A 26,095-nucleotide genomic window follows, 5' to 3' on the forward strand; every position below is an offset into this window, starting at 1 on the left:
CGCGCCCGTGACCGACTGGGTCGGCCGTACCGCCACCGAGATCTCCGCCGCCGTACGCGAGAAGCGGGTCACCCCACGTGAGGTGGTGGCCGAGCATCTCGCCCGGATCGAGCGGCTCGACGGACGGATCGGCGCATTCCGGATGGTGCGGGCCGAGGCGGCGCTCGCGGAGGCCGACGAAGTGGGCGCCCGCGCCGATCTGGCCGAACTCCCGCTGGCGGGCGTGCCGTTGGCCGTGAAGGACAACCTCGCCGTAGCGGGCGAGTCCAACCGGGTCGGCTCCGCCGCGACCCCGGACACCCCGGCCGACCACGACCATGTCACCGTGGCCCGGCTGCGAGCGGCGGGTGCGGTGGTCGTGGGCCTCACGAACGTGCCCGAGCTGTGTGTCTTCGGTACGACCGAGGGCGTGCACGGCACCTCCCGCAACCCGTGGGACACCACCCGCACCGCGGGCGGTTCCTCGGGCGGCAGCGCGGCGGCGGTCGCGGCCGGGATGGTGCCGATCGCGCTCGGCAACGACGGCATGGGCTCACTGCGCATCCCGGCGGCCAACTGCGGCCTGGCCACGATCAAGCCTGGGTTCGGGGTCGTCCCGGCCGGCATCGGTGACGGCGACTGGTTCGGAATGTCCGAGAACGGCCCCCTCGCGACGACCGTCGAGGATGCCCGGCTGATGTTTTCGGTCATCGCGGATACCGAGGTCGTACGGCCCGGGGAGCCCGTTCCCCGGAAGGTGGCCGTGTCCGTGCGCAGTCCGCTCACCGGAGTGGCCATCAGCAAGCCGTATACGACCGCCGTGCGGGAGGCGGCCGGGCTGCTGGCCGGGGCCGGTCACGCGTTGCACCGCGCCGATCCGCCGTATCCGCTGTCGCTGAGCACCACCTCGCTCGCGCACTGGACGGCGGGCACCTCGGTGGACGCGGCGGGGCTCGATCCGCGGCAACTGACGCGGCGGACGCGGGTGCACGCGGCCATCGGGCGCCGGTTCGTGAAGAGCGTGCGCACCGGGAAGAGCCGGGAGCGGCTGCGGGAGCGCCTGACGCCGTTCTTCGCCGAGCACGACATCCTGCTGACGGCCGCGCTGGCCCGCCGCTCCCCCAAGGCCGGGCCGTGGCACCAGCGCGGCTGGCTGCGCAATGTCCTGGCCAACACCAACTACTCGCCCATGACTCCCCCGTGGAACCTCACCGGCTGGCCCGCGATGTCGGTCCCGTTCGGCACCCTGCCCTCGGGCGCGCCCTGCGCCGTACAACTCGTGGGCCGGCCGGGCTCGGAGGCCGCGCTGCTGGACCTGGCGGCGGAGCTGGAGAGGCTGCGGCCCTGGGTGCGGACCGCGCCGCTCGACTAGAGGGCGCGGTACATGATGTGCAGGCCCACCCGTCCGTCCCGGGGATGGTCGAAGGCGTCCGGCACCGTGCCCAGGATCGTGAAGCCGAGGGAGAGCCAGAGCCCGACGGCGGGGTTGGTCTCGACGACCGCGTTGAAGACCATGCCCCGAAAGCCCTGGTCGCGGGCCGCGGTGAGGATGTGTTCGGCGAGGGCCCGGCCGATGCCGCGGCCGCCGTGGTCGGGGTCGACCATGAAGCCGGCGTTGGCGATGCGGTCGGCGGGGCCGCCGTAGTTCGGGGTGACGAAGGCGGAGCCGACGACGGTTCCGGTCGAGTCCTCGGCGACGTACACCCGCTTGGGCGGGCTCGTCCACAGGGCCCGGGCCGCCTCTTCGGAGGTGTCCCGGGCCCAGGTGTAGGTGTCGCCTGCGGCGACGATCCGGTGCCAGAAAGGCCAGATCCGCGGCCAGTCGTCGGCCGCGGCTTCTCTGATCAGCATGGACGTGATTTTCACACGCCCATGCTGTCGGCGATCGCGATGGGTCCCGTGGGCGTCAGTCCACGCTGGGCAGGATGTGGGGCTCGGCGAGGTCGTCCTCGTAGCCCGCGAGACGGATGGGGGCCGAGCGGGCCCACACGGCCAGGCTGCCGAGCTCGTCGGACCGGTGGCCCTTACGCTCCGTGGGTTCCTTGGGGCGTTGCTCGCGATTCGTCTTCTCCGGTGTCACCGCGCACTCCTTATGTGTCGGGTCACCCTCGGGGCGTACCAGCCATGCTCCGGTCCGGTACCTGAAGCCCGCTCGGGTGTGGGTTGAAGGCAGTTCGGACGCGGTGGCGCCGGTCACTCGTGCGAGAGCAGGCCGTTGTGACCGGCTTGCCCCGGGACGGACCATGGGTGTGGGTGGGACCCCTTGTCGCTGTCCGTCTGCCTCAGGTTAACCAAATGAGCAGGCTGCCGCTCGATGGGGCTGAAAACATGGGGTAACCATTGCGCGTCTGCCCGTGTTCTTCGGCCATGACCTGAACCGGTTTGTTACATCATGCGCGGTTTGACAACCACCCGTATGGCCTACGCATGCGTACGCACGAGCGAGAACATGACCTACGTCACTGAAGGCGTCGCGCAGTTCAGGTCCCGTTGGCTGAGTCGCAAGCTCGCCATGATCTCCTGGCGTTCCGCACAGGCCGGCTCGCGGGAGGACTGACGCATGGAGTTGCGCAGCGTCGAGGAGCTGATGGATCTGCTGTACGCGTGCCGCGGTGCCTGGGACACCCCGGACCGAAGCGGTGATCCGGTCGATCTGCACGACCACGCGCTGCAGACGGCCGCGCTGCTGCGCCGAAGTCGCCCCGCCGACAAGGAACTCCAGATCGCCGGCCTGGTCCACGACATCGGGCATCTCCTCCAGCCCGGCGACGACGCCGGGCACGCCGACCACGCGGCGGACGCGGTGCACGCCCTGCTCGGCGAGCGGGTCGCCCGGCTCGTGCGTCTGCACGTACCCGCGAAGCGCTATCTGGCCGCCGCGGCGCCGGGCCACGATCTGTCCGCCCAGAGCACGCTGACGCTTCGCGCACAGGGCGGCCCGATGTCCCGCGACGAGGCCGCGGCCTTCGAGCGCGATCCCCTCGCGGACGACGCGATCACCCTGCGTCAGGCCGACGACGCGGCCAAGGTCGTCGGCCTCGACGCCGGCGTCCTGGAGGACTGGCGGACGGTGCTCGGCATCGTGGCCGCCCGCAACTCCCGACTGCCCAACTCCCGTCTGGGGGCTGTTGACTGACGGTCCGTCATGAGATCGTACGGCGATGACGTCGTCGTACGGTCTGCGAGGTCGGGGCGTCCTGGTCACCGGGGGCACGCGCGGGATCGGGCGCGCGGTCGCCGAGGCGTTCGCCGGGGCCGGGGCGCTGGTGTGTGTGAGCGCGCGGGACGCCGGTGAAGTGGCGCGCGCCGCCGAGGAGTTGGGCGGGGTCGGTCTGGCCGGGGATGTCGCCGACCCTGATCACCTACGGGAGTTGACCGAGTGCGCGCTGCGCGCCTTCGGGCGGATCGACGTGGTCGTCAACAACGCGGCGACGAACCAGCCGTACGGCCCGCTGATGGAGGCCGATCCGGACACGTGGCGGACGGCGTTCACCGTGAACGTGGAGGCGCCGCTGCGGCTCGTGCAGTGCGCCTGGCGGGCGTGGATGCGGGAGCACGGCGGCGCGGTGGTCAATGTGTGCACGGAGGGCGCCGGGCATGTCGGGCCCAACGTGGGTGCTTACGGGACCAGCAAGGCGGCCCTGCTGCATCTCACGCAGCAGCTCGCGGGTGAACTCGCGCCGGGAGTGCGGGTCAACTCCGTCTCCCCCGGGCTTGTCCGCACCGGGATGGCCCGGTTCGTCTGGGAGCCGGGCGAGGCGGAGGTGGCCGCCGGGCTGCCGCTCGGCCGGATCGGGGAGCCGTCCGACATCGCGCGGGCCGTGCTGTGGCTGGCCTCCGACCGGGCCGAGTGGATCACCGGGGCGGATCTGCTCGTGGACGGCGGGACGCGGGTGCGGGCGGCGTACCCGTCGGGCGGGTACGCCGTCCACGACCGGCTGAGGTCGTCCGCGCCGCCCACATGACGGCTGCCTCACGGAAAGCCGCCCTCATGACGCTGCCTCACGGGAACAGGGCGATCCCCACGAGGATCAGCAGGACGATCCCGGCGACGAGCGCGACGGTGGCCCAGGTGCCGCGGTGCTTCACCGTGGTACTGGATCCGCCGCCACGCGGACGGTCCTCCGGCAGTACGGGGTCGGCCGGACGGTCGCTCGCGTAGAACTCTTCGTCGGTCGGATAGTGGTTGCGGGGGTCGTTGAAGGCCCTGGGATCGACGCCGTGTGAACTGGCCATGGGAACTCCTCGCGCGGTGCTCACCAGGGCCGGGGCCCGACCGGCGCCGGGCCGCCCGTCCGGGGTGGCGGGTCACCACTTCCCGGGCGCGTAGTCCTTCAGGAAGACGCCGTACAGGTCCTCGCCCTGCTCGCCGCGCACAATGGGATCGTAAACCCGGGCCGCGCCGTCGACCAGGTCGAGCGGTGCGTGGAAGCCCTCCTCGGCCAGCCTGAGCTTGTCGTAGTGGGGACGTTCGTCGGTGATCCAGCCGGTGTCGACCGAGGTCATGAGGATGCCGTCGCTCTGGAACATCTCCTGGCCGCTGGTCCGGGTCACCATGTTCATGGCGGCCTTGGCGGCGTTGGTATTCGGGTGTCCGGCGCCCTTGTAGCCGCGGCCGAAGACGCCCTCCATCGCCGAGACGTTGACGATGTACGAGCGCCCGCTCGCCGCGGCCCTGGCGGCGGCGGCCATGGCCGGGCGGAGCTTGCTGATCAGGATGAACGGCGCCGTGTAGTTGCAGAGCTGGGTCTCCAGCAGCTCCACCGGGGAGATCTGCTCGATGGTCTGCACCCAGGTGTTGGTGTCGACGACGTCGGGGACCAGACCGCCGGCGTCGATGGCGGTGCCGTCCAGGTGCCGGGCGACGCTGGCGTTGCCCGCGACCAGGGCGAGGTCGGCGACCTGCTGGGCGTCGAGGCCGCTGATGCCGACGGGGAGGGCGGCCAGGCCGTCCACCGCGCCGGAGCCGAAGGCGCCGATGACGTGGTGGGCGGGGAGTTCCCCGGCGGGCAGCGGGGCGCTCTCGCCGTCGACGAGGGCGGCGTAGGCGGAGGGCAGCCGGCGTACGGTCTGGGTCGCGTTGTTGATCAGGACGTCGAGCGGGCCCGCCTCGGCGATCTGGTCGGCGAGGGCGACGGCCTGGGCCGGGTCGCGCAGGTCGATGCCCACGACCTCCAGCCGGTGCAGCCAGTTTGCCGAGTCGTCCATGGCCTTGAAGCGGCGGATGGCGTCCTTCGGGAACCGGGTGGTGATCGTGGTGTGCGCGCCGTCGCGCAGCAGCCTGAGCGCGATGTACATGCCGATCTTGGCGCGGCCGCCGGTGAGCAGCGCGCGCTTGCCGGTGAGGTCGGCGTGGACGTCGCGCTTCTCGCGGTTCAGGCGGGCGCAGTCGGGACAGAGCTGGTGGTAGAAGTAGTCGACCTCGACATACCGGGTCTTGCAGGTGTAGCAGGAGCGCGGGCGCTGGAGTATCCCGGCGATCCGGCCCTCCTCCGTCACCGACGAGGGGAGCAGGCCCTCGGTCTCGTCGTCGATGCGCTGGGCGGAGCCGGTCGCGGTGGACTCGGTGACGGCCTTGTCGTGCGCGGTCTTCGCGGCCCGGCGGTCCTGGCGGCGGCGCTGCTTGACGGTGCGGTAGATACCCGCGGTGGCCCGGCGCACGGCGATCGCGTCGGGGTGGTCGACGTCGATCTTCTCCAGCTCGTCGAGCACAGCGAGGCAGACGGCCAGCCGCTCGGGGTCGATGCCGGGCCCGTACACGACCTCGTCCGGGGTCATGGAGCCGTCCTCTGTCACCGTCATCGCGCTGCCGTTTCCTTGGGTCAACCGCGGCGGCGCTCCGATCGCGCGGCCGTCGAACAGGGAATTTTACGGAGCGCCGGGCCGCAGCACCAAACCCGTGATCGTCAGGCCTCGCAGGCGATGATCAGCGTCTCCACCTCCTCGGTGAGGGCGCGGGCGAGCAGATCGAGATCCGGTACGGCCTCGGCGTCGGCGACCAGGCCGTAGTGGACGTGCCCGCGGAAGGTGGAGACGGCGACCGCGAGGGACTGCCCGCGGGCCAGCGGGGCGAACGGGAAGACCGCGGTGACCGGGTTGCCGCCGAGCTTCAGGCCGATGCCGGGCAGCGGGACGCTGGTGACGAGGATGTCGAACCAGAGCCGGGCGGCCTGCGCGGCGAGGGGTCCGCCGAGCCGGTGGCCGAGCGCCGGCACGTGGTCGGCGAGCAGGGCGACGGCGCCCGCGCCCCGGTTGGGGCCGGCGTCCTTGTTGCGGTCCATGGCGGTACGCACGGAGTCGAGCCGGGCGAGCGGGTCCGGGTCGTCGACGGGCAGCCGTATCAGGTAGCCGGAGAGCCGGTTGCCCTGTGGCTGCGCACCGCGTGGGCGGCGTTTGGAGACGGGGATCAGGGCGCGGGGCGCGACGCCCTCGCTGCCGTCGCCGCGTTCGTCGAGCCAGCGGCGCAGGGCGCCCGCGACGACCGCGATGAGCACGTCGTTGACGGTGCCGCCGACCGTCTTGCGGATCCGGTGCACGTCGTCGAGGTCGATGACGACTCCGGCGGTCCGGCGGGTGCCCGAGGGGTCGGAGGTGAGCGCCAACGACGTACGCACGTCGAGGGTGGAGCGGGCGACGGACGCCCCGATGTCGAGGGCCCGGCCGACGTCGGACAGGGCGCCCCGGAGCAGCCCGGGCAGCTTGCGCACATCGGGGAGGAGACCGCGCGCGGGCTCCTCGGGGCGCGGGCGCCGCTCGGGCATGTCCATCGGGTCGAGGATGGCGGCGGCGAGCGTCAGCGCCCGCAGTCCGTCGGCCAGGGCGTGGTGGAACTTGAACAGCACGGCGAAGGAGACGCCGTCCTCGCCGGGCAGCACATGGGCTTCCCACGGAGGCCGGCCGCGCTCCAGCGGGCGTTCCATGAGCCGGCCCGCGGCCTCCTGGAAGTCGGCGGTCGGGGCGTGCAGCCGGACGTGGTGGAGCGGGTCGAAATCGGGGTCGGTCTCGCGGACGGCGCTCCCGAAGGACAGGGACAGCGGCTGCCACACGTCCCGGATGCGCATCCGCAGTCCGGGGACGGCGGCGGCGCGGGCGGCGAGCAGGTCGGCGGCGTGGGCTCCCGCGGTCGGCGAGTGGGCCGAGAAGACGCCGAGTGCGCCCAGGTGCATCGGGTGCCGGTCGGACTCGATGTTCCAGAACGCCAGGTCGAGAGGAGCGAGCAGATCGGAAGTCAAAGGCTTGCCTCGCGTCGACTAGGGGTGAACAAGCAGTCAAACGCCGACAAGCGATTACGGTCAAGTACGATCAAGCTACACACAGTTAACGGCAGGTTACGTCTGGCCCAGGTCCCGCCCCTCTGGGAGGGGCGGGACTCCAGTGGCGCTTGAGGTCACGTCAGGGCGGGTGGCGCCGACTGGGGTGACGTACCCCACTCAGACGGGTGCGGGCCGACCGTGAAGTCGATCGACCGTACGGACCGCAGCAGGCCGGTCGTCAGATAGGTGCGGTCGTACGACGTCCCGTCCGTCCGGGCCGCCTGGATGTAGCGCTCGCCGGCCGAGGTGCCGGGCGCCTTGATGGTCAGGGCGCCGTGCGGGTAGTAGCGGCGGTCCAGGGTCAGGTCGACGCGGTCGAACACGGGGGTGGACAGGCCCCAGGTGTCGTAGCCGGGCTGGACCGGGAAGATCCCGATCGACGACAGCACGTTCCAGGCGGACATGGTGCCGAGGTCGTCGTTGCCGGTCATGCCGGTCGGGCCGTCCGTGAACAGGGTCAGCGCCGCATGGACGACGTCGGTCGTCTTCCAGGGCTGTCCGGTCGACAGATAGGTGTACGGGGCGATCAGGTCGGGCTCGTTCTGTGGGTTGTACTTGTCCGCGTTGTAGTAGTCGTACGGCCCGTTGACCCACACCTCGCGGGCGGTCTTCCCCGGGTCGGCCAGTAGCTGGTCGTACGCGAAGAAGGAGTCGAGCCGGGCGTTGGCCGCCGACTGGCCGCCGATGAGGTCGACCATGCCGGGCAGGTCCTGCGGGACCAGCCACTGGTACTGCCAGGACGTGCCCTCGTGGAAGCCCTCGCTCTGCGCCGGGTCGGCGGGACCGACGAAGGCGCCGGAGGCGTCGCGGGCGCGGAAGAAGCCGGTCGAGGGGTCGAAGATGTTCCGGTAGCTCTGTGCGCGGGCGGCATAGCGTGCGGCGTCCGCGCCGTGCCCCAGGTCGCGGGCCATCTGCGCGAGCATCGCGTCCGAGAGGGCGTACTCCAGAGTGGCCGAGGCCCCGTGGTCGTAGTCGGAGTCACCGGGCTTCGCGTGCGGGCGGTCCTTGATGTACGGCGCGAAACCGTTCGCGAGGTACTCCTTGTTCGCCTCCCGGCCCACGGCGGCCGAGTCGGTGGGCGGCACGCCGTCGGCGTTCTGCTTCAACGCCCGGTAGGCGCGCTCCTCGTAGCCCTTGAGCAGCCCCTGTTGGTAGGCGTTCGTCAGGAACGGGGTGACGGGGTCGCCGGTCATGATGTTCGTCTCGACCGTGCCGTAGCCCCACTTGGGCAGCCAGCCGCTCTCCTCGTCGATCCTGATCACCGAGATGGCCATGTCGCGGGCCTCGCGGGGTGCGAGCAGGGCGAGGAGCTGGGATTGGGTGCGGTAGGTGTCCCACAGGGACCAGTTCTGGTAGTAGGTGAAGCCCTGCGCGCGGTGGATCTTCTGGTCCCAGCCGGTGTAGCGGCCGTCGGCGTCGCTGCCGATGTTCGGCGCGAGGAAGGACCGGTAGAGGGAGGAGTAGAAGGTCCGGCGCAGGGTGTCGGAGCCGCCTTGTGCGCGGACGTCGTCGAGCCGGTCCTCCCAGGCCTGTTGGGCGCGATGGCGCACCGCGTCGAAGGAACGCCCGCCCTCCGCACGGAGGTTGACGGCCGCGCCGTGCGCGTCGACGTAGGAGAGGGCGGTGGTCGCCTCGACCGTACGGTCCTTCGTCGTGTCGAAGCGGACGTACGCGCCCCCGCTGCCGCTCCTCGAACCGGCCGTCACCGTCGAGCCGTTCCAGGTGCCGTAGGTGGTGAAGGGCCGGTCGAAGCGGGTGACCGTGTAGACGGTGTAGGGCTTGGTGTCCTGGCAGAAGCCGCGGCCGGTGATGGTCGTCCGCACCGTCCGGTTGTCGAGGACCTCCACCTTCGAGGCGACCCCGCTGTGCAGCGACTGGGCCGCGTTCAGCAGGACGTTGGCCTTGTCGGTGGCCGGGAAGGTGTAGCGCTGCACACCGGTGCGCGCGCTCGCCGTCAGCTCGGCCTCGATGCCGGTCTTCAGGCCGACCTGGTAGTAGCCGGGGCTCGCGTGCTCGTCGTCGTGGCTGAACTCGGCCGCGTACTGGGCGTAGTCGGTCTGTGTCACGTCACCGGTCGTCGGCAGGACGGGCAGATCGCCGCCGAGTCCGCAACCCACGCCGGAGAGGTGCACGAGGGAGAAGCCGCGGATGTGGTTCTGCGCGTAGTCGTACCCGGTGTTGTGGCCGGTGTCCGGCGAGAACTGCACCATGCCGAAAGGCACGGCGGCGCCGGGGTAGGTGTTGCCGTCGTTCTCGGTACCGATGAACGGGTTGACCAGTTCGGTGAGTCGGCTGTCGGCCGAGGCCTGTGCGGTGGCGGGGACGGCGAACAGCGCGGACACTGCCACCGCCCCCGCCATGCACAGGCGCAGGCGCCGGGTCCATCTCATGGGTCCTCCAAGGGAGTTCAGGTGGTGGGGCACCCTGCGGGAGTCGCTTGCGAGGCGTCGCGGATGAGGGCCTGCTGGGCCGCCCTCACCCGTTGCGCGTCGGGCTTGAGCACCCGCCGGTCGTACGTCATGAGCCCGTTCAACTCGCCCTCGACGTCCGAGATCTGCGTGTAGACCGCGCCGTTGCTCCCCTGGCAGGTCAGGGCGTGCACCTCGGCGAGCTTGGTGAGGTAGTCGTCGGTGTAGGCGGCCGGGTCGACGTCGACGTACGACTGCTGGACCGACCAGGCGTGTCCCGGCACCGCGAGCCCCAGGCCGCCGTACTCGCCGCTGACCAGGGCGCGTTGGCCGTCGGGATGCGGTGGCAGGGCGGGGCTGGGGTAGCCGTGTTCGTCGATGATGTCGCCGGTGCCGCCGTCCACACCGAGGTTGATGCCGGACATGCTGTTGACGAGCCGGGTCGGGTCCCAGGCCTTCGCCTGGTCGGCGATGCGGGCCTCGTCGTACTGGCCCCAACCCTCGTTGAACGTCACCCACATGACGACCGACGGGCTGCTGATGTGCTCGTCGATCATCTGCTTCATCTCGCGCTCGTACTCGGCCCGGGCGGCGGGCGAGGGGTCCACCCCGGCGGTCATCGCGGGCATGTCCTGCCACACCATGAGGCCCAACCGGTCGGCCCAGTAGAACCAGCGGTCGGGCTCGACCTTGATGTGCTTGCGCACCGCGTTGAAGCCCAACTCCTTGTGCACCTCGAGGTCATGGGCGAGTGCCGCGTCGGTCGGCGCGGTGTAGAGGCCGTCCGGCCAGAAGCCCTGGTCGAGGGTGGCCATCATGAAGACGGGCTTGCCGTTGAGGACCGTGCGCGGGACGCCGTTCACCTTCTCCACGGCGATCGAGCGCATCCCGAAGTAGCTGCCGACGCGGTCCTTGCCCACGGTGACCTTCAGGTCGTAGAGGAACGGGTCGTCGGGCGACCAGAGGCGCGGGTTCTTGAGAGTCAGGGTGAGTGGGCCGCCGGTGCGGCCGTGGGCGGTGGCGACCGCGGCGCGCTTTCCGTCGTACGCCGTGGCCGTGATCGGTACGCCGTCCCGGACTCCCCTTGCCTCGACGGTGAGTCGGCTCTTCGCCACGTCGGGGGTCAGCTTGAGGGAGTCCACGTGGTCGGTCGCCACGGGTTCCATCCAGACCGTCTGCCAGATGCCCGAGGTCGGGGTGTACCAGATGCCGCTCGGGTCGAGGCGCTGCTTGCCGAGGGGCGGGTTCTCGCCGTCGGCCGCGTCGGTGGGGTCGTAGACGCCGACGATCAGTTCCTGGGTGCGGCCGGGCTTGAGGGCGTCGGTCACGTCGGCGCTGAACTTGTCGTAGCCGCCCTGGTGTTCGGTGACCTTCGTGCCGTTGACGTAGACCTCGGCCCGCCAGTCGACGGCACCGAAGTTGAGCATCAGCCGCTTGCCGGAGCCGATCCGCCAGTCGGCGGGGACGGTGAAGGTGCGGCGGTACCACATGCGGTCCTCGTGCCGTTCGATGCCGGAGAGCTGGGACTCGACGGGGTACGGGACGAGGATCCGCTCGGCCAACGTCTTCCCCACAGGCGGCTGTTCGTCGGCGGTGGCCGCCGCGAACTGCCAACTCCCGTTGAGGTTGCGCCAGTCGGTGCGGGTCAACTGCGGGCGCGGGTATTCGGGGAGGGCGTTGTGCGGGCCCACCTGGTCGGCCCACTGGGTGCGCAGTTCGTAGGTGGAGTGGTTCGGGCCGGTGCTCCAGAACGCGTTGATAACGTTCCCATTGGCCGCGGTGAGGCCGGCTTCTCCGTCGTAGCGGATGTCGGCGGTGCCGGAGGCGGTGCCCGTCTTGTTGCCCACGACCGGTTCGGTGAGCGGGACGATCAGGGCGCGCGGGTCCGCCGGGTCCAACTTGGCTGCGCCCAAAGGCCACTTGGCGCCGCCGATCACCGCTTCGAGGTGGTCGGTCAGGTCGCCCGGGGGTGCGGCGAGGGGCTGGGCGAAGGCGAGTTCCAGGGTGCGGCCGGTGCTGGTGACCGTGGCGGCGAGGGCGCCGTCGTAGTCGTATCCGTCGGGGAGGCGGAAGGCCGACTGCGGGACCGGGACCTTGGTGCCGCCGGGTTCGGTCCAGCGGAGGTGGAGGTTGGAGCCGCCGTAGTGCTCGAAGTACTCGACCTTGATGTCGTAGGCCGTGCCGGCGGTCAACTCGACGGGGGCGGAGGTCTGTTCGTGGTCCCAGTCGTCGACCCAGTGGTCGATGGCGAGGTGTCCGCCGATCCACAGGCGGAAGCCGTTGTCCCCGGTGATCGAGAAGGTGTGGGGGCCGGACTTTGTCGGGACGATCTGTCCGGTCCAGCGGACGCTGACGTCGTCCGACTGTCCGGTGGTGAAGGCGAGCCGGGGTTCCAGGTTGTCGAAGTCGAGGTTCGGGTCGAAGCCGGTGGCCTTGAGGTCGGCGAAGTCGAAGGCGCCGGGGGCGGACTGGGTGTAGTACTCGCCCTTCAGACCGTGGATCTCGACAGGGTCGTCGGCGGCGGCCGCGTTGGCGGTGGGAACGGCGGCGAGGCCGGCGATGCCGAGTGCCAGCGCGAGCAGTAACGCGAGTCGGTCTCTGAGTCGTCTGGTGCGCACGGAACCTCCATAACAACGTTGTCATGGGCAGCAGTTGGCATGACAACACGGATTCCGCATTCCGTCCAGGGACATGACAAAGCCCCGGTGCGGTCGGGAAGCACCGGGGCCGATCCTCCGCCCTACGTGACCAGTTGGCCCTTTCCGAGCGCGATGACCCCGTCCCTGGAGACGGTGTACAGCTCGGCGTCCCGCTCCGGGTTGACCCCGATCGTCGCGCCCGGCGGCACCTCGACGTTCTTGTCCAGGACCGCGCCCCGGACCACCGCGCCCCTCCCGATATGGACGTTGTCGTGCAGGATCGAACCCTGGACGACGGCTCCCGGGTCGACGACCACGCCCGGGGAGAGCACCGAGCGGGTGACCTGGCCGCGGATGAGGCAACCGGAGCTGATGATCGACTCGCTGGCCATGCCGCCGGCGTTGAAGCGGGCCGGGGAGAGCTGGCCGGAGTGAGTGTAGATCGGCCAGTTCCTGTTGTAGAGGTTGAAGGCGGGGCGCTCGGCGATGAGGTCCATGTGGGCGTCGTAGTAGGCGTCCAGGGTGCCGACGTCCCGCCAGTAGCCCTGGTCGCGGGTGGTCTCGCCGGGGACGTGGTTGGCGCTGAAGTCGTAGAGCGCGGCCTCGCCCCGGTCGGTGAGCGCGGGCAGGATCGAACCGCCCATGTCGTGCACCGAGTCGAGGTCCTCGGCGTCCCGCTGGAGGGCCTCTATGAGGGCCTTGGTGGTGAAGATGTAGTTGCCCATCGAGGCGTAGACGCACTCCGGGTCGTCGACCAGGCCCGGCGGGTCGGTCGGCTTCTCCAGGAAGCGCTCGACCGTCTGGCCGTCCGAGCCCGGGGTGATCACGCCGAACTGCGAGGACTCCGCGCGCGGGACCCTGATTCCGGCCACCGTGACGCCCGCGCCGCTCTCGATGTGCTGGGCGAGCATCTGCCGGGGGTCCATGCGGTAGACGTGGTCGGCGCCGAACACCGCGACGTACTCGGGGCGCTCGTCGTAGATCAGGTTCAGGGACTGCAGGATCGCGTCCGCGCTGCCGAGGTACCAGCGCGGGCCGAGGCGCTGCTGGGCCGGGACCGGGGTGACGTAGTTGCCCAGCAGGCTGGACATCCGCCAGGTCGTGGTGATGTGGCGGTCGAGGGAGTGCGACTTGTACTGCGTGAGGACGCAGATGCGCAGGACGTCGGCGTTGACGAGATTGGACAGCACGAAGTCCACGAGACGGTATGTCCCGCCGAACGTGACCGCCGGTTTCGCGCGGTCCGCGGTCAGCGGCATCAGCCGCTTGCCCTCACCGCCCGCGAGTACGATTCCGAGCACCGAAGGACCACCACGACGCATGGCCGCTCCCCTCACCCTGGTTGATCCCAGCCTGCCCCTGAGCAGCGCACACTAAGCCTGTTCGAGGATCTCCGCGTAGAGCCGCGCGGTGCGCAGCGCCACGGCGTCCCAGCCGAACTCGCCCACCGCCCGCTCGCGTCCGGCCTCGCCCATGCGCTTCGCAGTCTCCGGGTCGGCTAGGACGGAGTCGAGGGCGGTCGTCAGGTTCTCCTCGAAGTTTTCCTCGATGGACACCAGAAGTCCGGTCTCGCCGTCCGCCACCACCTCGGGGATGCCCCCGACCCGCGAGGCGACCACGGCCGTACCGCAGGCCATCGCCTCCAGGTTCACGATCCCGAGGGGCTCGTACACCGAGGGGCAGGCGAAGACGGTGGCATGTGTGAGGAGCTGGATGACCTCCGGGCGGGGCAGCATCTGCGGGATCCAGTGGACGCCTGCGCGGACCCGGCTCAGCTCCTCGAAGAGGTCGCGGAACTCCCGGTCGATCTCCGGGGTGTCCGGAGCGCCCGCGCACAGCACGACCTGTGCGGCCGGGTCGATGTTGCGCACCGCGCGCAGCAGATGGGGCACGCCCTTCTGGCGGGTGATGCGGCCGACGAACAGCACGTACGGGCGGTCGGGGTCGATGCCGAGCCGGGTGAGGACGTCCGTGCCGTGGTCGGGGCGGTAGAGCGTGGTGTCGATGCCGTTGTGGATGACCCGCACCCGGGCCGGGTCCAGCGCCGGGTAGCAGGTGAGGATGTCCTCGCGCATGGCTCCCGACACGGCGATCACCCCGTCGGCGGCCTCGATCGCGGTGCGCTCGGCCCAACTGGAGAGGGCGTATCCGCCACCGAGCTGCTCGGCCTTCCAGGGGCGCAGCGGCTCCAGGGAGTGGGCGGTCAGCACGTGCGGGACGCCGTGGAGGAGCTTGGCGAAGTGCCCGGCGAGGTTGGCGTACCAGGTGTGGGAGTGGACGAGTTCACGGCCGTCGAGGGCGGCGGCCATGGAGAGGTCCACGGAGAAGGTGCGCAGGGCGTCGTTGGCGCCGTCAAGGGCGGGCGAGGAGCGATGGCGTACGACGCCCTCGGTGCGGCCCTCGCCCCAGCAGTGCACGTCCAGGTCGACCAGGGGCCTCAACTCCCGGGCGAGGAACTCCACATGGACGCCCGCGCCGCCGTACACATCCGGCGGGTACTCCCGGGTCAGCAGTCCCACTCGCACCCGAAACCCCTTGTTCTCGGTGGCTGATTGATCTCATGGTCACCCAGAAGCGGCGTTCGGGGAAGGGCCGGGCGGCTGTGTGAAGCAGCAGTCCCCGCAGATACCGCCGCCGGGGACCCGGTAGTAGAGGCAGCAACTGCGGCGCCGGAAGGCGGTGCCGGTGAGGGTTCCGGTGCCCGCGAGGAGGGGGTGGGCGAGGAGTTCGGCGGTGAGCGCACGCGCGCGGGTGGCTACTTCCGTAAGGCCACGCGCGCGTGCCCAGCGGTCCAGTTCGCGGGCCGCGCCTGCCAGCGCGGAGGCCGCGTTGCCCCACAGCAGGCCGGCGGACATGCGGTGGTGGGCGACCAGGGTGGCGGTGAGCGGTTCGAGGTGGCCGTGCAGCACGGTGTCCGCGAGGGCGGTGGCGTCGGCGGGCAGCGGGCGGACCTCGGCCAGCCACAGGTCGTCCGGCGCGCCGCTGTCGGCGTCCCAGTGCAGCAGCCCGGGGTCGAGGTCGGGGATCCGGTCGTAGAGGGCGGCGCAGCCGAGCGCTGTCGACCACAGGCGCGCCGCGAGTGCCTGCTGGGCCACCGAGGCGGCAACGCGCAGTTCAGGGGCCTGGAGACGTTCCGCGACAACATGGACACGAAAAGTCAGCGAATGTCGGTAAACATCGGACGCCGGGTTTTCGTAGATCCACGCGAGCGTCGGCAGCGGGCCGTCCGGTGCCGCGCCCGTGCGTAGTACGAAGAAGCCTCCGAGGGCGCGGAGCGCGGCGAGTTCGGGGTCGAGGTCCACGAACAGCAGTAGTACCAAGGCCTCCAGGGGCTTCCCCGAGGGGGTGTCCACCCGTGTCACCCACCCTGGGGAGGACAGCGTCCGTTTCGTACTCCATCGGCAGTACTACCCAATGGGTGCTCAGGTACGACGACGGGAAGAACATCGCGCGGCATCGTGTTCTGTATGAAAGCCGACCGTTCGCCGCGTGGTGCCAGAGGCCCCCGCCTGACGCAGAGGAGCTGCCGATGAGCGCCCTCGCGTTGTCCATCGTGCTGTCGCTCGTCTCCGCCGTGGCCTACGCGGGCGGAGCGATCGTGCAGGAGCGCGTGGCGGTGTCCTCCCCCGAGCAGGAGTACGCCCCGCTGCGCCGCCCGAGCTGGTGGGCGGCGGTCGCGTTGAACGGTCTCGGCGGTCTGCTGCACGTGGTGGCGCTGGCCTACGGACCGCTGAGCCTGGTGCAGCCGCTGGGTGCGCTGACGATCGTGTTCGCGCTGCCGATGGCGGCCCTGTTCGTCGGCCGCAAGGCCGGTTCCACCGCCTGGCGCGGCGCCATCATGGCGACGATCGGTCTCGCGGGTCTGCTGTCCCTGGTCGGCGCGTCCGACGCGCAGTCGCTGAGCACCGCCCAGCGGGTGTCCGTCGCGGTGTTCACCGGCGCGGTGGTCGCGACCCTGATGATCGCGGGCCGCGCGGCCCACCGGCACCCGGCGGTGCGCAGCGTGCTGCTGGCGACCGCGTCCGGCATAGCGTTCGGCATGTCCTCGGTGTTCACCAAGACGGTGGCGGTCGACTGGGACAACGGCGCGGTGTCCGCGACCGACATCCCCTTCCTGGCCGTGATAGCCGTCTTCGCCGTGTCCGGTCTGATGCTGTCGCAGGCGTCCTACCGGGGCGCGGGCCTGGCGGCTCCGCTGGCGGTGCTGACGGTGGTGAACCCGGTGGTGGCGGCCGCGGTCGGCATCACGATGTTCGGTGAGACCTTCCGCTACGGCACGACGGGCACCCTGCTCGCCCTGAGCGCCGGAGTGGTCGCCGCGGGCGGCCTGATCCTGCTGACCACGGAGCGGCTCCAGAGCGAGAACGCGCCGTCCCGGTCCGCCGAGGCCACGGCGCCGGGCGCCCCCCTCGTGCCGTCGCCCATCGAGGAGTTGCTCGACGTCCTCCCTGGACAGCCCGTCGACGTGAGCGCGGACGCCGACATGCCGGGCGCGGACATCATCACGGTCGCCGCGCAGGGCGACGAGATCCTCGTCCCGGCCCAGGGGGCGATCCCGGCCGACGAGGGTTACGAAGCCCTGGAGCCGGCCGGAGTCGCCGAACCGCCTGGCTACTTCGGCCCGTTCCACGCCGGCCTGTACGTGATGATGCCGGTGCCCGACCGGCACCGTACACGCGTCAAATCCTGACGCCGCCGGCCCGCAGATAGGCGAGCGGGTCGATGTCGGTACCGAATCCGGGCCCCGTCCGCACCTCGAAGTGCAGATGCGGGCCCGTGGTGTTGCCAGTGGATCCGGAGCGCCCTATGCGCTGCCCGGCACCGACCGACTGGCCGTCCCGCACCGAGATCGCGGACAGGTGCGCGTACTGCGAGTAGCGTCCGTCGGCGTGCCGGACCACCACCTGGTAGCCGTACGACCCCGCCCAGCCGGCCTCGACGACGGTTCCGTTCTCGATGGCCTTCACCGAAGTGCCGGTGGGGACAAGGAAGTCGACGCCGGTGTGGTAGCCCTTCGACCAGGAGGAACCCGTCGCGTGGTACGCGGTGCCGATGGGTGCGTTCACCGGGGCGACGACGGAGTGACTGGTCGTCTTCTTCTTGGTGACCTTCTCGGCGGTGTCCGAAGAGGCCTTCTTCGTCGTGGACTTGGTGGTCGGCTTCGTCGTGGCGCGGGTCGCCGGGGCGGCCTTGGTGTCCAGGCTCAGCCGCTGGCCGGGGATGATCAGGTCCGGGTCGGCGCCGACGGTCGTGCGGTTCGCGGCGTAGAGGCCGTGCCAGCCGCCGTCGACGCGCTCGGTGTCGGCGATCCCGGAAAGGGTGTCGCCGCGCACGACCGTGTACATCTCGGCGGTGCCCGCGCGGGACTGCGGTGTGGTCTGCGGCTGGACGTCCTTCACGGACCGCTTGGCGGTCTGCGTCTTGGTGTCCGCGGCCTTGGTCTTGGCCTGCGTCTTGTCGGCCGTCCTGGTGCCGCCGACGTGGATGTCGGGGGTGTCGCCGCCCCGGGTGAGCCCGGCGCGCACCGAGCACACCGGCCAGGCGCCGGGGCCCTGTCCCTTGAGCACCTTCTCGGCGACGGCTATCTGCTGGTCCCGGGTGGCCAGATCCGCGCGCCGCGCGTACACCGTGCCGCCGTAGGCCTCCCAGGTGGACTGGGTGAACTGGAGCCCGCCGTAATACCCGTTGCCGGTGTTGATGCTCCAGTCGCCGCTCGACTCGCAGGCGGCGACCTTGTTCCAGGTGCTCACGTCGGCCGCCTGGGCACTGCCGGCGCCGACGAGGGGGATGGCGATGCCCGCGCCGCCCGCCGTGACCGTGAGAAGCGAGGAGCGGTTGATCCTGTTCGGCTGATACCGGCGGTGCCGGCCGCGTGCGGCCATGGAGAATCCCCCATCGACATATGTCAGGAGGGCCAAAAGTAAGGGCCGCGAACAGGCCATGACAAGACGGCAACCGGCCTCCCTGAGGCTCAGAATGGTCAGTGCGGCGATACTGGCGAGCACGACCGGTATCACCGATGTCAGGACCTTCCTGAACCTTTAGGCCTGATCTTTAGGAGCCAACCGAATGAGCACTTCAGCGCAGATCGGCGTCACGGGTCTCGCGGTCATGGGCCGCAACCTCGCCCGCAACTTCGCGCGCAACGGCTACACGGTCGCCGTGCACAACCGGACTGCGTCCCGCACGCACGCCCTGGTGGAGGAGTTCGGCGGCGAGGGCGACTTCATCGCGGCGGAGACGGCCAAGGACTTCGTGGCGGCGCTGGAGCGACCGCGCCGCCTGGTCGTCATGGTCAAGGCCGGTGACCCGACGGACGCGGTGATCCAGGAGTTCGCGCCGCTCCTCGAACCCGGCGACATGATCATCGACGGCGGCAACGCGCACTTCGCGGACACCCGGCGCCGCGAGCGCGACCTGCGCGAACAGGGCATCCACTTCGTCGGCATGGGCGTCTCCGGCGGCGAGGAGGGCGCGCTGCACGGGCCGAGCATCATGCCGGGTGGCCCGAAGGAGTCGTACGACTCGCTCGGTCCGATGCTGGAGAAGATCTCCGCGAAGGCGGCCGACGGGGCACCCTGCGTGACCCATGTGGGCCCCGACGGCGCCGGGCACTTCGTGAAGATGGTGCACAACGGCATCGAGTACGCCGACATGCAGTTGATCGGCGAGGCGTACCAACTGCTGCGCGATGTCGCCGGGTACTCGCCCGCGCAGATCGCGGAGATCTTCCGCACCTGGAACACGGGCCGGCTGGACTCGTACCTGATCGAGATCACCGCCGAGGTGCTGTCCCACGTGGACGCGGCCACCGGCAAGCCCTTCGTGGACGTCGTCGTGGACCAGGCGGAGCAGAAGGGCACCGGCCGCTGGACGGTCCAGATCGCCCTCGACCTCGGTGTCCCGGTCTCCGGCATCGCCGAGGCGGTCTTCGCCCGCTCGCTCTCCGGGCACGCGGCGCTGCGCGAGGCCTCGCGCGGGCTGGCCGGGCCGACGGCGGCGCCGCTGGGCGAGGCGGAGGCGGCGGCCTTCGCGGACCGGGTGGAGCAGGCGCTGTACGCGTCGAAGATCGTGTCGTACACGCAGGGCTTCCACGAGATCGCGGCGGGCAGCGAGGAGTACGACTGGAAGATCGACCTCGGCGCGGTCTCCTCGATCTGGCGCGGCGGTTGCATCATCCGCGCGGCCTTCCTCGACCGCATCCGGGCCGCGTACGACGCCCGCGCGGACCTGCCGAGCCTGCTGTCCGACGAGACGTTCGCGCAGGAGATCGCGGCGGCGCAGGACGACTGGCGGGAGGTCGTGATCGCGGCGACCCGCCAGGGTGTTCCGACGCCGGGCTTCTCCGCGGCGCTCGCCTACTACGACGCGCTGCGTGCCGAGCGGCTGCCCGCGGCGCTCACGCAGGGGCAGCGGGACTTCTTCGGGGCGCACACCTACCGGCGGGTGGACCAGGACGGTTCCTTCCACACCCTCTGGGGCGGTGACCGCTCGGAGGTCTCGGGCTGACCCCGCCCCGCTGTGCCGAGCCCGCCTGCCGGATTCCGGTCAGGCGGGCTGCCACAGTTCGATCCGGTTGCCCTCGGGATCGGTGACCCAGCCGAACCGGCCGACGCCGTCCATCTCCTGGGTCTCCCCGGCGACGTCCGCGCCCTTGGCGCGCAACTGCGCGAGCATCGCGTCGAGGTCGCGGACCCGGAAGTTGAGCATGGTCTGCTGGGTGCGGGACCCGAAGTAGTCGGTCCCGGACTCGAAGGCCGCGAACACCGTCGGCCCTGCTTCCTGCTGCCACAGGCCGTGCTCGTCGGCGTTCAGGCCCAGACAGTCGCGGTACCACGCGCTCAGGGCCACCGGATCGCCGGCCCGCATGAAGTGTCCGCCGATTCCCAGCACACGTTCCATGCGGCCATCCTGCCAGCACGGCGACCGGGGCGCCGGTCTCAGGAGAGAGGCGGCCCCGGCTCCGGGTTCGGTACCGGCTCGGGCCCAGGTGGGATCGGGGACGGACCGGGCTCCGGGGTGGGGCCCGGCTTCGGCGGGGTGGGAGCGGGGTTCGGCGGTGGTGTGGGCAGGGGGGCCGGGGGCTCGGGCGGCGGGCCCGGTGTCGGTCCCGGAGGTACGGGGTCGGGGTACGGGTTCGTCATCGTGTCCTCCAGCCAGTGGGTATGTCGGCTCTGGACTACTCCCCCGCCTACCCGGCAGTGGCGCCGCCACTCACCCGGGTGGGCTCACCCGGCAGCTCCTCGTCGAACCGGTACCGGAGTCCTGCCGGTACCGGTGTCCTGTCTAGAAGCGGCCGGGATGAGCCGTGAGCCACTCCATCGCCGCGCGCAGCAACTCGGGGTCGGCGGCCGGAGCCTCGTCGGGATGGCGTTCCGCCCACTTGACGACGTACGGGCACAGCGGGGCGACGACGATCCCCTCGCGGGCCGCGATGCCGTACAGCTCGCGGGCCAGTGAACCGGCGATGCCCTTTCCCTCGTGGGCCGGTTCCACGATCGTGTGCACCGGGACGAGGGCGCGCTCGGGGGATTCGAGGACGAAGTACTCGATGTGGCCTACGACTTCGCCGTCGCCGATCGCCTCCAGGCGGCCCGCCGCCCGGTCGTCGCGGATCTCGATCTCGCTCATGGGCATCCTCACTGGTGCGATGGTCAGGCCCCGACGGCCTGCGGGCTGCGCGTCTGATCCGAACCCGGCACTGGCTCGGACGGGTCGGCGCCCAGGCCCACGATCCGGTTGGCGGAGTCCACGTGCACGACCCGGGGCCGAAGCGCCCGCGCCTCGGCGTCGGACACCTGAGCGTAACTGATGATGATCACCAGGTCCCCGGGGTGCACGAGGTGGGCGGCGGCCCCGTTGATCCCGATGACACCCGTGCCTCGCTCACCCTCGATGACGTACGTCTCCAGGCGGGCGCCGTTGGTGATGTCGACGATGTGGACCAGCTCGCCGGGCAGCAGATCGGCGGCGTCCAGCAGGTCGGCGTCGATGGTGACGGAGCCGACGTAGTGCAGGTCGGCCTGGGTGACGGTGGCACGGTGGATCTTGGACTTGAACATGGTGCGCAGCATCGGACCCTCCAGGAACTCGGCTCCCTGCCCGCGGCCGCGGGTCAAGGGCGTTCCTCACAGTATCCGGCGCGGTTGCGGAGGCCCCTACGGGGGATAAATGTGGCCACAGAGGCTGGATCAGCACCTGGGAGGCGCCGTGACCACCGCTTCAGAGCCCCGGGTGTCCGGGCTGGAGATACGTTCCATCGACTATGTCCCCCTCGACGAGCGCCACGGCAAGCTGTGGCACCTGGGCCCGTTGTGGTTCATGTCGAACGCGCAGATCGCCACGCTCGCGGTCGGCCTGATCAGCATCACCGAGGGCGGCAACCTCATCTGGTCGCTCATCGCGATCGTCGCGGGCACCCTGCTCGGCACCTTCTTCATGGCCTTTCACTCGGCCCAGGGCCCGCAACTGGGACTGCCGCAGATGATCCAGTCGCGGCCCCAGTTCGGTTATGTGGGCGCCCTGTTGGTGTGGCTGTTCGCCTATGTGCAGTACGCGGGCTTCAACGTCTTCAACACGATCCTGGCCGGCGAGGCCCTGCACACCACGGTGCACGGCGGCACCAAGATGTGGGTGGCCGTGGTCACCGTGGTCGGCTTCGTGATCGCGCTGGTGGGCTACGACGTCATCCACAAGGCGGAGCAGTTCCTCACGTACACCTTCCTGGTCATCTTCGGGATCTTCACCGTGGGTGTGCTGGCGACGCTGCACTACCCGGCCGGCTCCTTCGACCTCGGCGGTTTCTCCTGGACGCCGTTCCTCGCCCAGTTCGGCGTGGTCGCCGGCTACCAGATCAGTTGGGCGATCTACGTCTCGGACTACTCGCGCTACCTCCCGCCGGACGTGACCGTCCGCAAGACCTTCTACTGGACCTACTTCGGCTCGGCGCTCGGCGGGGTCTGGCTGATGACGCTGGGCGCGCTGCTCGCCGCCTGGGCGGGCAAGGACTTCGACACGATCCGCTCGATCAACGCGGCGGGCGACAAGGTGTTCAGCGGCTTCGGCGCGATCGTGCTCCTCTTCGCCACCCTGGGCCTGGTCTCGGTGACCGCGCTGAACATGTACGGCGGTTCGCTGACCCTGATCAGCGCGATCGACTCGTTCAAGAGGGTCCGACCGACCGTGGGCGTACGGGTGTTGACGATCGGGCTGACCGCTGCCCTGTCCCTGGTCGGCGCACTCGCCGCGACCTCCGACTTCCTCACCAACTTCAACAACTTCCTGCTGCTGGTGCTCTATCTGTTCATCCCGTGGACCGCGGTCAACCTGATGGACTACTACGTGGTGCGCCGCGGCCACTACGCGATCGCCGAGATCTTCAACCCGCGCGGGATCTACGGCCGTTGGGGCTGGCACGGCATCATCTCCTACCTGGTGGGCTTCGGCGTGATGGTGCCGTTCTTCTCCGTCGGCACGCTCTACGTCGGGCCCATCGCCCACGCCATGGACGGCGCCGACCTCTCCCTGTTCGTCGGACTGCCGGTCGCCGGGCTCCTGTACTGGTGGCTGAGCCGCTCGATCGACGTGGAGGCCGAGATCCGGGTGGCCGAGGCGGAGGCGGTGGGCCTGGAGAAGGCGGCACACGAGCACCGCGAGCCCTGACGCCGCCGGGCCGCCCTCCGGGCGACGACGGGAATGTGACGAGAGGCCCTAGCCGACCGCGTCCGGTACCGCCTGCTTCTCGAACTGCGTGCGGTACAGCTCGGCGTACCGCCCGCCGGCGGCGAGGAGTTCGTCGTGGGTGCCGCGTTCCACGATCCGGCCCGCCTCGACGACCAGGATCTGGTCGGCGGTGCGCACGGTGGACAGACGGTGGGCGATCACCACGGCCGTACGGTCCTGCAACGCCTCGGTGAGGGCCTCCTGGACGGCCGCCTCCGAGGTGTTGTCCAGGTGGGCGGTGGCCTCGTCGAGGATGACGACGCGCTGGCGGGCCAGCAACAGGCGGGCGATGGTGAGGCGTTGGCGCTCGCCGCCGGAGAGCCGGTAGCCGCGTTCGCCGACGACGGTGTCCAGGCCGTCGGGCAGGGACCGTACGAGATCGTCGAGGCGGGAGCGACGCAGCGCGTCCCACAACTCGTCCTCGCTCGCGCCGGGCCTGGCGAGCAGCAGGTTGGCGCGCACCGAGTCGTGGAAGAGGTGGCCGTCCTGGGTGACCATGCCGAGGGTGGCCCGCAGGGAGACCGCGGTGAGGTCGCGGACGTCGACGCCGCCGACGCGTACGGCGCCTTCGTCGACGTCGTAGAGCCGGGGCAGGAGTTGGGCGATGGTCGACTTGCCGGCACCTGAGGAGCCGACCAGGGCGACGGTCTCGCCGGGTTCGGCGCGGAAGGAGACGCCGTGCAGGACCTCGGTGCCGCCGCGGGTGTCGAGGGAGGCGACCTCTTCGAGAGAGGCGAGGGAGACCTTGTCGGCGGAGGGGTAGGCGAAGCGGACCTCGTCGAACTCGACCGCGACCGGGCCTTCGGGCACCTCGCGGGCGTCGGGTTTCTCCTCGATGAGGGGCTTGAGGTCGAGGACCTCGAAGACGCGCTCGAAGCTGACGAGGGCGCTCATCACCTCCACGCGGGCTCCGGCGAGGGCGGTGAGGGGGGCGTAGAGGCGGGTCAGGAGCAGCGCGAGCGAGACGACGGCACCGGGCTCCAGGGTGCCGTGCAGGGCGAACCAGCCGCCGAGGCCGTAGACGAGGGCGAGGGCCAGGGCGGAGACCAGGGTCAGGGAGGTGATGAACACCGACTGGGCGGTGGCCGTGCGGACGCCGATGTCCCGGACCCGGCCCGCCCGTTCGGCGAACTCCACGGACTCGTCGTCGGGGCGGCCGAAGAGTTTGACGAGGGTGGCGCCGGGGGCGGAGAAGCGTTCGGTCATACGGGTGCTCATCGCCGCGTTGAGGGTGGCCGCCTCGCGCTGCATGCGGGCCATCCGGCTTCCCATGCGGCGGGCCGGGATCACGAACACCGGCAGCAGGACGAGGGCGAGGAGGGTGATCTGCCAGGACAGGGTGAGCATGACGGCCAGGGTGAGCAGCAGGGTGACGAAGTTGCTGACCACTCCGGACAGCGTGTTGCTGAAGGCCCGCTGTGCGCCGATGACGTCGTTGTTGAGCCGGGAGACGAGGGCTCCCGTCCGGGTACGGGTGAAGAAGGCGACCGGCATCCGCTGCACATGATCGAACACGGCTGTCCGCAGATCGAGGATGAGCCCCTCGCCGAGCGCCGAGGAGAGCCGGCGGCCGAGGATGCCGAGCGCCGCCTCCGCGACCGCGATCAGGGCGATGAGCAGGGCGAGGCGTACGACGGTGCGGTCGTCGCCGCCCGAGACGATCGCGTCGACGACGTGCCCGGCGAGCACGGGGGTGGCGACGGCGAGCAGGGCGGTCACCACCCCGAGCAGGACGAACCGGGCGATCGGGCGGCGGTGCGGCCGCGCGAACGCGGCGATACGGCGCAGGGTGGCGCGGGCCAGCGGCCGGCGTTCCTGTTCGGCGGTCATGACACTGTGCAGTTGCATCCAGGCCGTGCTCTCCATGCTCATGGGGAGAAGGTAGGACCTCAAGCGGCGTTGAGGTCAATGTCCGCGGAACATCCCTGAGCAAGACCGCACGTAGGACCGCATGCAAGACCGCATGTAAGGCCGCTGGTAAGGAACTGTCCCCACGTCGGCAACCCGCAGTTGTCGTGGCGTGGAGAACCTCCAGGGATGTGAGACACATCCGCGTGCGGCAGATCCTGTGCCTGCTTCCGTTGCTCCTGGTCGGCGTCGTCGCCGTCCAGCACTGGTCCGTGCTCGTCGAGGGCTTCGGCCATCTACGGTCTGCGGAGTGGCCCTGGCTGCTCGCGGCGGCCGGTGCCACCTGTCTGACCTGGGTCGCCGCGGCCTTCACCCGGCAGGGTGCCGTGGTCGAACGGCTGCCCGCGCGGCGGCTGTTGGCGACGCAGTTCGCCGCGGGCGCGGCGAACCACCTGCTGCCCACGGGGCTCGGCGCGGGGGCGGTGAACCTGCGGTTCCTTACGGTGTGCGGGATACCGCTGGCCCGTTCGTCGGCCGCGCTGGCGCTGTTCCTGCTCGCGGAGTCGATAGCCCGGCTGACGCTGCTCACCGGGCTGCTGATCGCCTTCCCGGACGCCCTGCGGCTGGGAACTCTCCTTCCGGCGGGGGCACTTGGCCCGCTGCTCCTGATCCTCGGCGCCCTGCTGTGCGCGGCGGTCCTGGTCCTTGTCCTGGTACGCCGGCTGCGGACGGCCGCCCTGTCGTTCCTCCGTACGGCGTTGGGCGAGGCCCGCTCCGTGCACACGCGGCCGGTCCGGGCGCTCGCGCTGTGGGGCGGTTCGCTGGCGTTCCCCGCGCTCCAGGCGGCCGGACTGGTGGCGGTGGGCGAGGCGTTGAACCTGCCGGTGCCGCCCGCGCAGATGGCGCTCGCCTACCTGGCGGCGACGGTCGCGGTCGCGCTGGTGCCCACGCCGGGCGGGATCGGCTCGGTGGAGGCCGCGCTGATCGTGGCGCTGGTCGCCGCGGGCGGCCCGGTGGCGGTGGCGACGGCGGTGGTGCTGGCCTACCGGATCATCACCGTCTGGATCCCCATCATTCCGGGGGCGTTGACCCTCGGCGCACTGGTTCGGCTGAGAGTCATCTGAGCCGTGGATCCACTCGAACATCTCTGTGATGTCGCGCCAGCCCTGGCCGGGGCATCGGCCAG

The 26,095-nt window shown here is 70.7% G+C and carries 23 protein-coding genes; 8 read left to right on the forward strand and 15 right to left on the reverse strand.

What is annotated here, in order from left to right:
- Positions 1-7 precede the first annotated feature (7 nt).
- Positions 8-1,351: an amidase family protein gene (locus ABZT04_RS23445; protein WP_356058897.1), complete on the forward strand. Its 1,344-nt coding sequence runs from the start codon at positions 8-10 to the stop codon at positions 1,349-1,351.
- On the opposite strand, the gene ABZT04_RS23450 is transcribed toward ABZT04_RS23445, so the two are convergent.
- Positions 1,348-1,830 (reverse strand): N-acetyltransferase, encoded by a 483-nt coding sequence (locus tag ABZT04_RS23450; protein ID WP_356058898.1) that lies wholly within the window; start codon positions 1,828-1,830, stop codon positions 1,348-1,350. The genes ABZT04_RS23445 and ABZT04_RS23450 overlap by 4 nt on opposite strands.
- 55 nt (positions 1,831-1,885) lie before the next feature.
- Positions 1,886-2,059: a hypothetical protein gene (locus tag ABZT04_RS23455; RefSeq protein ID WP_356058899.1), complete on the reverse strand. Its 174-nt coding sequence runs from the start codon at positions 2,057-2,059 to the stop codon at positions 1,886-1,888.
- 321 nt (positions 2,060-2,380) lie between these two features.
- Here ABZT04_RS23455 and ABZT04_RS23460 point away from each other — a divergent pair, with 321 nt between their 5' ends.
- From ABZT04_RS23460 to ABZT04_RS23470, 3 genes are read left to right on the forward strand one after another with little or no spacing between them, the layout of a single operon-like run.
- Positions 2,381-2,536 (forward strand): hypothetical protein, encoded by a 156-nt coding sequence (locus ABZT04_RS23460; RefSeq protein WP_356058901.1) that lies wholly within the window; start codon positions 2,381-2,383, stop codon positions 2,534-2,536.
- Between the two features lie 3 nt (positions 2,537-2,539).
- Positions 2,540-3,115, forward strand: a complete 576-nt coding sequence (locus tag ABZT04_RS23465) for an HD domain-containing protein (RefSeq protein ID WP_356058902.1) — start codon at positions 2,540-2,542, stop codon at positions 3,113-3,115.
- Between the two features lie 25 nt (positions 3,116-3,140).
- Positions 3,141-3,944 carry an SDR family oxidoreductase gene (locus tag ABZT04_RS23470; protein ID WP_356058903.1) on the forward strand — a complete coding sequence of 268 codons (804 nt, stop codon included), beginning with the start codon at positions 3,141-3,143 and terminating at the stop codon, positions 3,942-3,944.
- A gap of 37 nt (positions 3,945-3,981) precedes the next feature.
- On the opposite strand, the gene ABZT04_RS23475 is transcribed toward ABZT04_RS23470, so the two are convergent.
- The 8 genes from ABZT04_RS23475 to ABZT04_RS23510 form a co-directional block, all read right to left on the reverse strand.
- Positions 3,982-4,215, reverse strand: coding sequence for a hypothetical protein (locus tag ABZT04_RS23475; RefSeq protein ID WP_356058905.1), 234 nt, complete (start codon positions 4,213-4,215; stop codon positions 3,982-3,984).
- Between the two features lie 72 nt (positions 4,216-4,287).
- The gene (locus ABZT04_RS23480) at positions 4,288-5,781 is read right to left on the reverse strand and encodes an SDR family NAD(P)-dependent oxidoreductase (RefSeq protein WP_356058906.1); all 1,494 of its coding nucleotides are present in this window, start codon (positions 5,779-5,781) and stop codon (positions 4,288-4,290) included.
- Between the two features lie 104 nt (positions 5,782-5,885).
- Entirely contained in the window at positions 5,886-7,211 is a 1,326-nt protein-coding gene (locus ABZT04_RS23485) for a wax ester/triacylglycerol synthase family O-acyltransferase (RefSeq protein WP_356058908.1), read from the reverse strand.
- 155 nt (positions 7,212-7,366) lie between these two features.
- Complete coding sequence (locus ABZT04_RS23490; protein ID WP_356058909.1) at positions 7,367-9,682, reverse strand: GH92 family glycosyl hydrolase; 2,316 nt, start codon at positions 9,680-9,682, stop codon at positions 7,367-7,369.
- 17 nt (positions 9,683-9,699) lie between these two features.
- Positions 9,700-12,318 (reverse strand): PA14 domain-containing protein, encoded by a 2,619-nt coding sequence (locus ABZT04_RS23495; RefSeq protein WP_356058910.1) that lies wholly within the window; start codon positions 12,316-12,318, stop codon positions 9,700-9,702.
- A 122-nt stretch (positions 12,319-12,440) separates the two neighbouring features.
- Positions 12,441-13,661, reverse strand: coding sequence for a glucose-1-phosphate adenylyltransferase (gene glgC / locus ABZT04_RS23500; RefSeq protein ID WP_355911617.1), 1,221 nt, complete (start codon positions 13,659-13,661; stop codon positions 12,441-12,443).
- A 51-nt stretch (positions 13,662-13,712) separates the two neighbouring features.
- Positions 13,713-14,864 carry a glycogen synthase gene (gene glgA, locus ABZT04_RS23505; protein ID WP_356058912.1) on the reverse strand — a complete coding sequence of 384 codons (1,152 nt, stop codon included), beginning with the start codon at positions 14,862-14,864 and terminating at the stop codon, positions 13,713-13,715.
- Between the two features lie 39 nt (positions 14,865-14,903).
- Positions 14,904-15,659: a (2Fe-2S)-binding protein gene (locus ABZT04_RS23510; RefSeq protein ID WP_356058966.1), complete on the reverse strand. Its 756-nt coding sequence runs from the start codon at positions 15,657-15,659 to the stop codon at positions 14,904-14,906.
- Between the two features lie 209 nt (positions 15,660-15,868).
- Between ABZT04_RS23510 and ABZT04_RS23515 the strand changes: the two genes are divergently transcribed.
- Positions 15,869-17,029, forward strand: coding sequence for a DMT family transporter (locus ABZT04_RS23515; protein WP_356058913.1), 1,161 nt, complete (start codon positions 15,869-15,871; stop codon positions 17,027-17,029).
- Here the strand turns inward: ABZT04_RS23515 and ABZT04_RS23520 are convergent.
- Entirely contained in the window at positions 17,019-18,221 is a 1,203-nt protein-coding gene (locus ABZT04_RS23520; RefSeq protein WP_356058914.1) for a transglycosylase family protein, read from the reverse strand. The two genes, ABZT04_RS23515 and ABZT04_RS23520, sit on opposite strands and share 11 nt — an antisense overlap.
- Positions 18,222-18,408: 187 nt before the next feature.
- Between ABZT04_RS23520 and gndA the strand changes: the two genes are divergently transcribed.
- Complete coding sequence (gene gndA, locus ABZT04_RS23525) at positions 18,409-19,848, forward strand: NADP-dependent phosphogluconate dehydrogenase (RefSeq protein WP_356058915.1); 1,440 nt, start codon at positions 18,409-18,411, stop codon at positions 19,846-19,848.
- 39 nt (positions 19,849-19,887) lie between these two features.
- On the opposite strand, the gene ABZT04_RS23530 is transcribed toward gndA, so the two are convergent.
- The 3 genes from ABZT04_RS23530 to panD all read right to left on the reverse strand — a co-directional run bounded on the left by ABZT04_RS23530 (position 19,888) and on the right by panD (position 21,413).
- Positions 19,888-20,241, reverse strand: a complete 354-nt coding sequence (locus ABZT04_RS23530; protein ID WP_356058916.1) for a VOC family protein — start codon at positions 20,239-20,241, stop codon at positions 19,888-19,890.
- Positions 20,242-20,625: 384 nt separating this feature from the next.
- Positions 20,626-20,970, reverse strand: a complete 345-nt coding sequence (locus ABZT04_RS23535; RefSeq protein ID WP_356058917.1) for a GNAT family N-acetyltransferase — start codon at positions 20,968-20,970, stop codon at positions 20,626-20,628.
- Between the two features lie 23 nt (positions 20,971-20,993).
- A complete protein-coding gene (gene panD / locus ABZT04_RS23540) occupies positions 20,994-21,413 on the reverse strand; it encodes an aspartate 1-decarboxylase (protein WP_356058967.1) in 420 nt (139 codons plus the stop codon).
- 136 nt (positions 21,414-21,549) lie between these two features.
- Between panD and ABZT04_RS23545 the strand changes: the two genes are divergently transcribed.
- The gene (locus tag ABZT04_RS23545) at positions 21,550-23,001 is read left to right on the forward strand and encodes a cytosine permease (protein WP_356058918.1); all 1,452 of its coding nucleotides are present in this window, start codon (positions 21,550-21,552) and stop codon (positions 22,999-23,001) included.
- Between the two features lie 48 nt (positions 23,002-23,049).
- Here ABZT04_RS23545 and ABZT04_RS23550 read toward each other — a convergent pair whose 3' ends face one another.
- Positions 23,050-24,927: an ABC transporter ATP-binding protein gene (locus tag ABZT04_RS23550; protein ID WP_356058968.1), complete on the reverse strand. Its 1,878-nt coding sequence runs from the start codon at positions 24,925-24,927 to the stop codon at positions 23,050-23,052.
- A gap of 173 nt (positions 24,928-25,100) precedes the next feature.
- On the opposite strand from ABZT04_RS23550, the gene ABZT04_RS23555 reads away from it, so the two are divergent.
- Positions 25,101-26,033: a lysylphosphatidylglycerol synthase transmembrane domain-containing protein gene (locus tag ABZT04_RS23555; protein ID WP_356058919.1), complete on the forward strand. Its 933-nt coding sequence runs from the start codon at positions 25,101-25,103 to the stop codon at positions 26,031-26,033.
- Positions 26,034-26,095 lie beyond the last annotated feature (62 nt).

This window comes from Streptomyces sp. NPDC005492, from assembly GCF_040605995.1.
In the GTDB taxonomy this organism is placed as follows: Bacteria; Actinomycetota; Actinomycetes; order Streptomycetales; family Streptomycetaceae; genus Streptomyces.

What these genes read in the sequence shown, in the direction of transcription:
- ABZT04_RS23530 (WP_356058916.1), bottom strand. Translation starts at nt 20,241, where the DNA reads ATGGAACGTGTGCTGGGAATCGGCGGACACTTCATGCGGGCCGGCGAT.
- gndA (WP_356058915.1), top strand. Translation starts at nt 18,409, where the DNA reads ATGAGCACTTCAGCGCAGATCGGCGTCACGGGTCTCGCGGTCATGGGC.
- ABZT04_RS23475 (WP_356058905.1), bottom strand. Translation starts at nt 4,215, where the DNA reads ATGGCCAGTTCACACGGCGTCGATCCCAGGGCCTTCAACGACCCCCGC.
- ABZT04_RS23450 (WP_356058898.1), bottom strand. Translation starts at nt 1,830, where the DNA reads ATGCTGATCAGAGAAGCCGCGGCCGACGACTGGCCGCGGATCTGGCCT.
- ABZT04_RS23490 (WP_356058909.1), bottom strand. Translation starts at nt 9,682, where the DNA reads ATGAGATGGACCCGGCGCCTGCGCCTGTGCATGGCGGGGGCGGTGGCA.
- ABZT04_RS23520 (WP_356058914.1), bottom strand. Translation starts at nt 18,221, where the DNA reads ATGGCCGCACGCGGCCGGCACCGCCGGTATCAGCCGAACAGGATCAAC.
- ABZT04_RS23515 (WP_356058913.1), top strand. Translation starts at nt 15,869, where the DNA reads ATGAGCGCCCTCGCGTTGTCCATCGTGCTGTCGCTCGTCTCCGCCGTG.
- ABZT04_RS23465 (WP_356058902.1), top strand. Translation starts at nt 2,540, where the DNA reads ATGGAGTTGCGCAGCGTCGAGGAGCTGATGGATCTGCTGTACGCGTGC.
- ABZT04_RS23550 (WP_356058968.1), bottom strand. Translation starts at nt 24,927, where the DNA reads ATGGAGAGCACGGCCTGGATGCAACTGCACAGTGTCATGACCGCCGAA.
- ABZT04_RS23480 (WP_356058906.1), bottom strand. Translation starts at nt 5,781, where the DNA reads ATGACGGTGACAGAGGACGGCTCCATGACCCCGGACGAGGTCGTGTAC.
- ABZT04_RS23470 (WP_356058903.1), top strand. Translation starts at nt 3,141, where the DNA reads ATGACGTCGTCGTACGGTCTGCGAGGTCGGGGCGTCCTGGTCACCGGG.
- glgC (WP_355911617.1), bottom strand. Translation starts at nt 13,661, where the DNA reads ATGCGTCGTGGTGGTCCTTCGGTGCTCGGAATCGTACTCGCGGGCGGT.
- panD (WP_356058967.1), bottom strand. Translation starts at nt 21,413, where the DNA reads ATGCTGCGCACCATGTTCAAGTCCAAGATCCACCGTGCCACCGTCACC.
- ABZT04_RS23535 (WP_356058917.1), bottom strand. Translation starts at nt 20,970, where the DNA reads ATGAGCGAGATCGAGATCCGCGACGACCGGGCGGCGGGCCGCCTGGAG.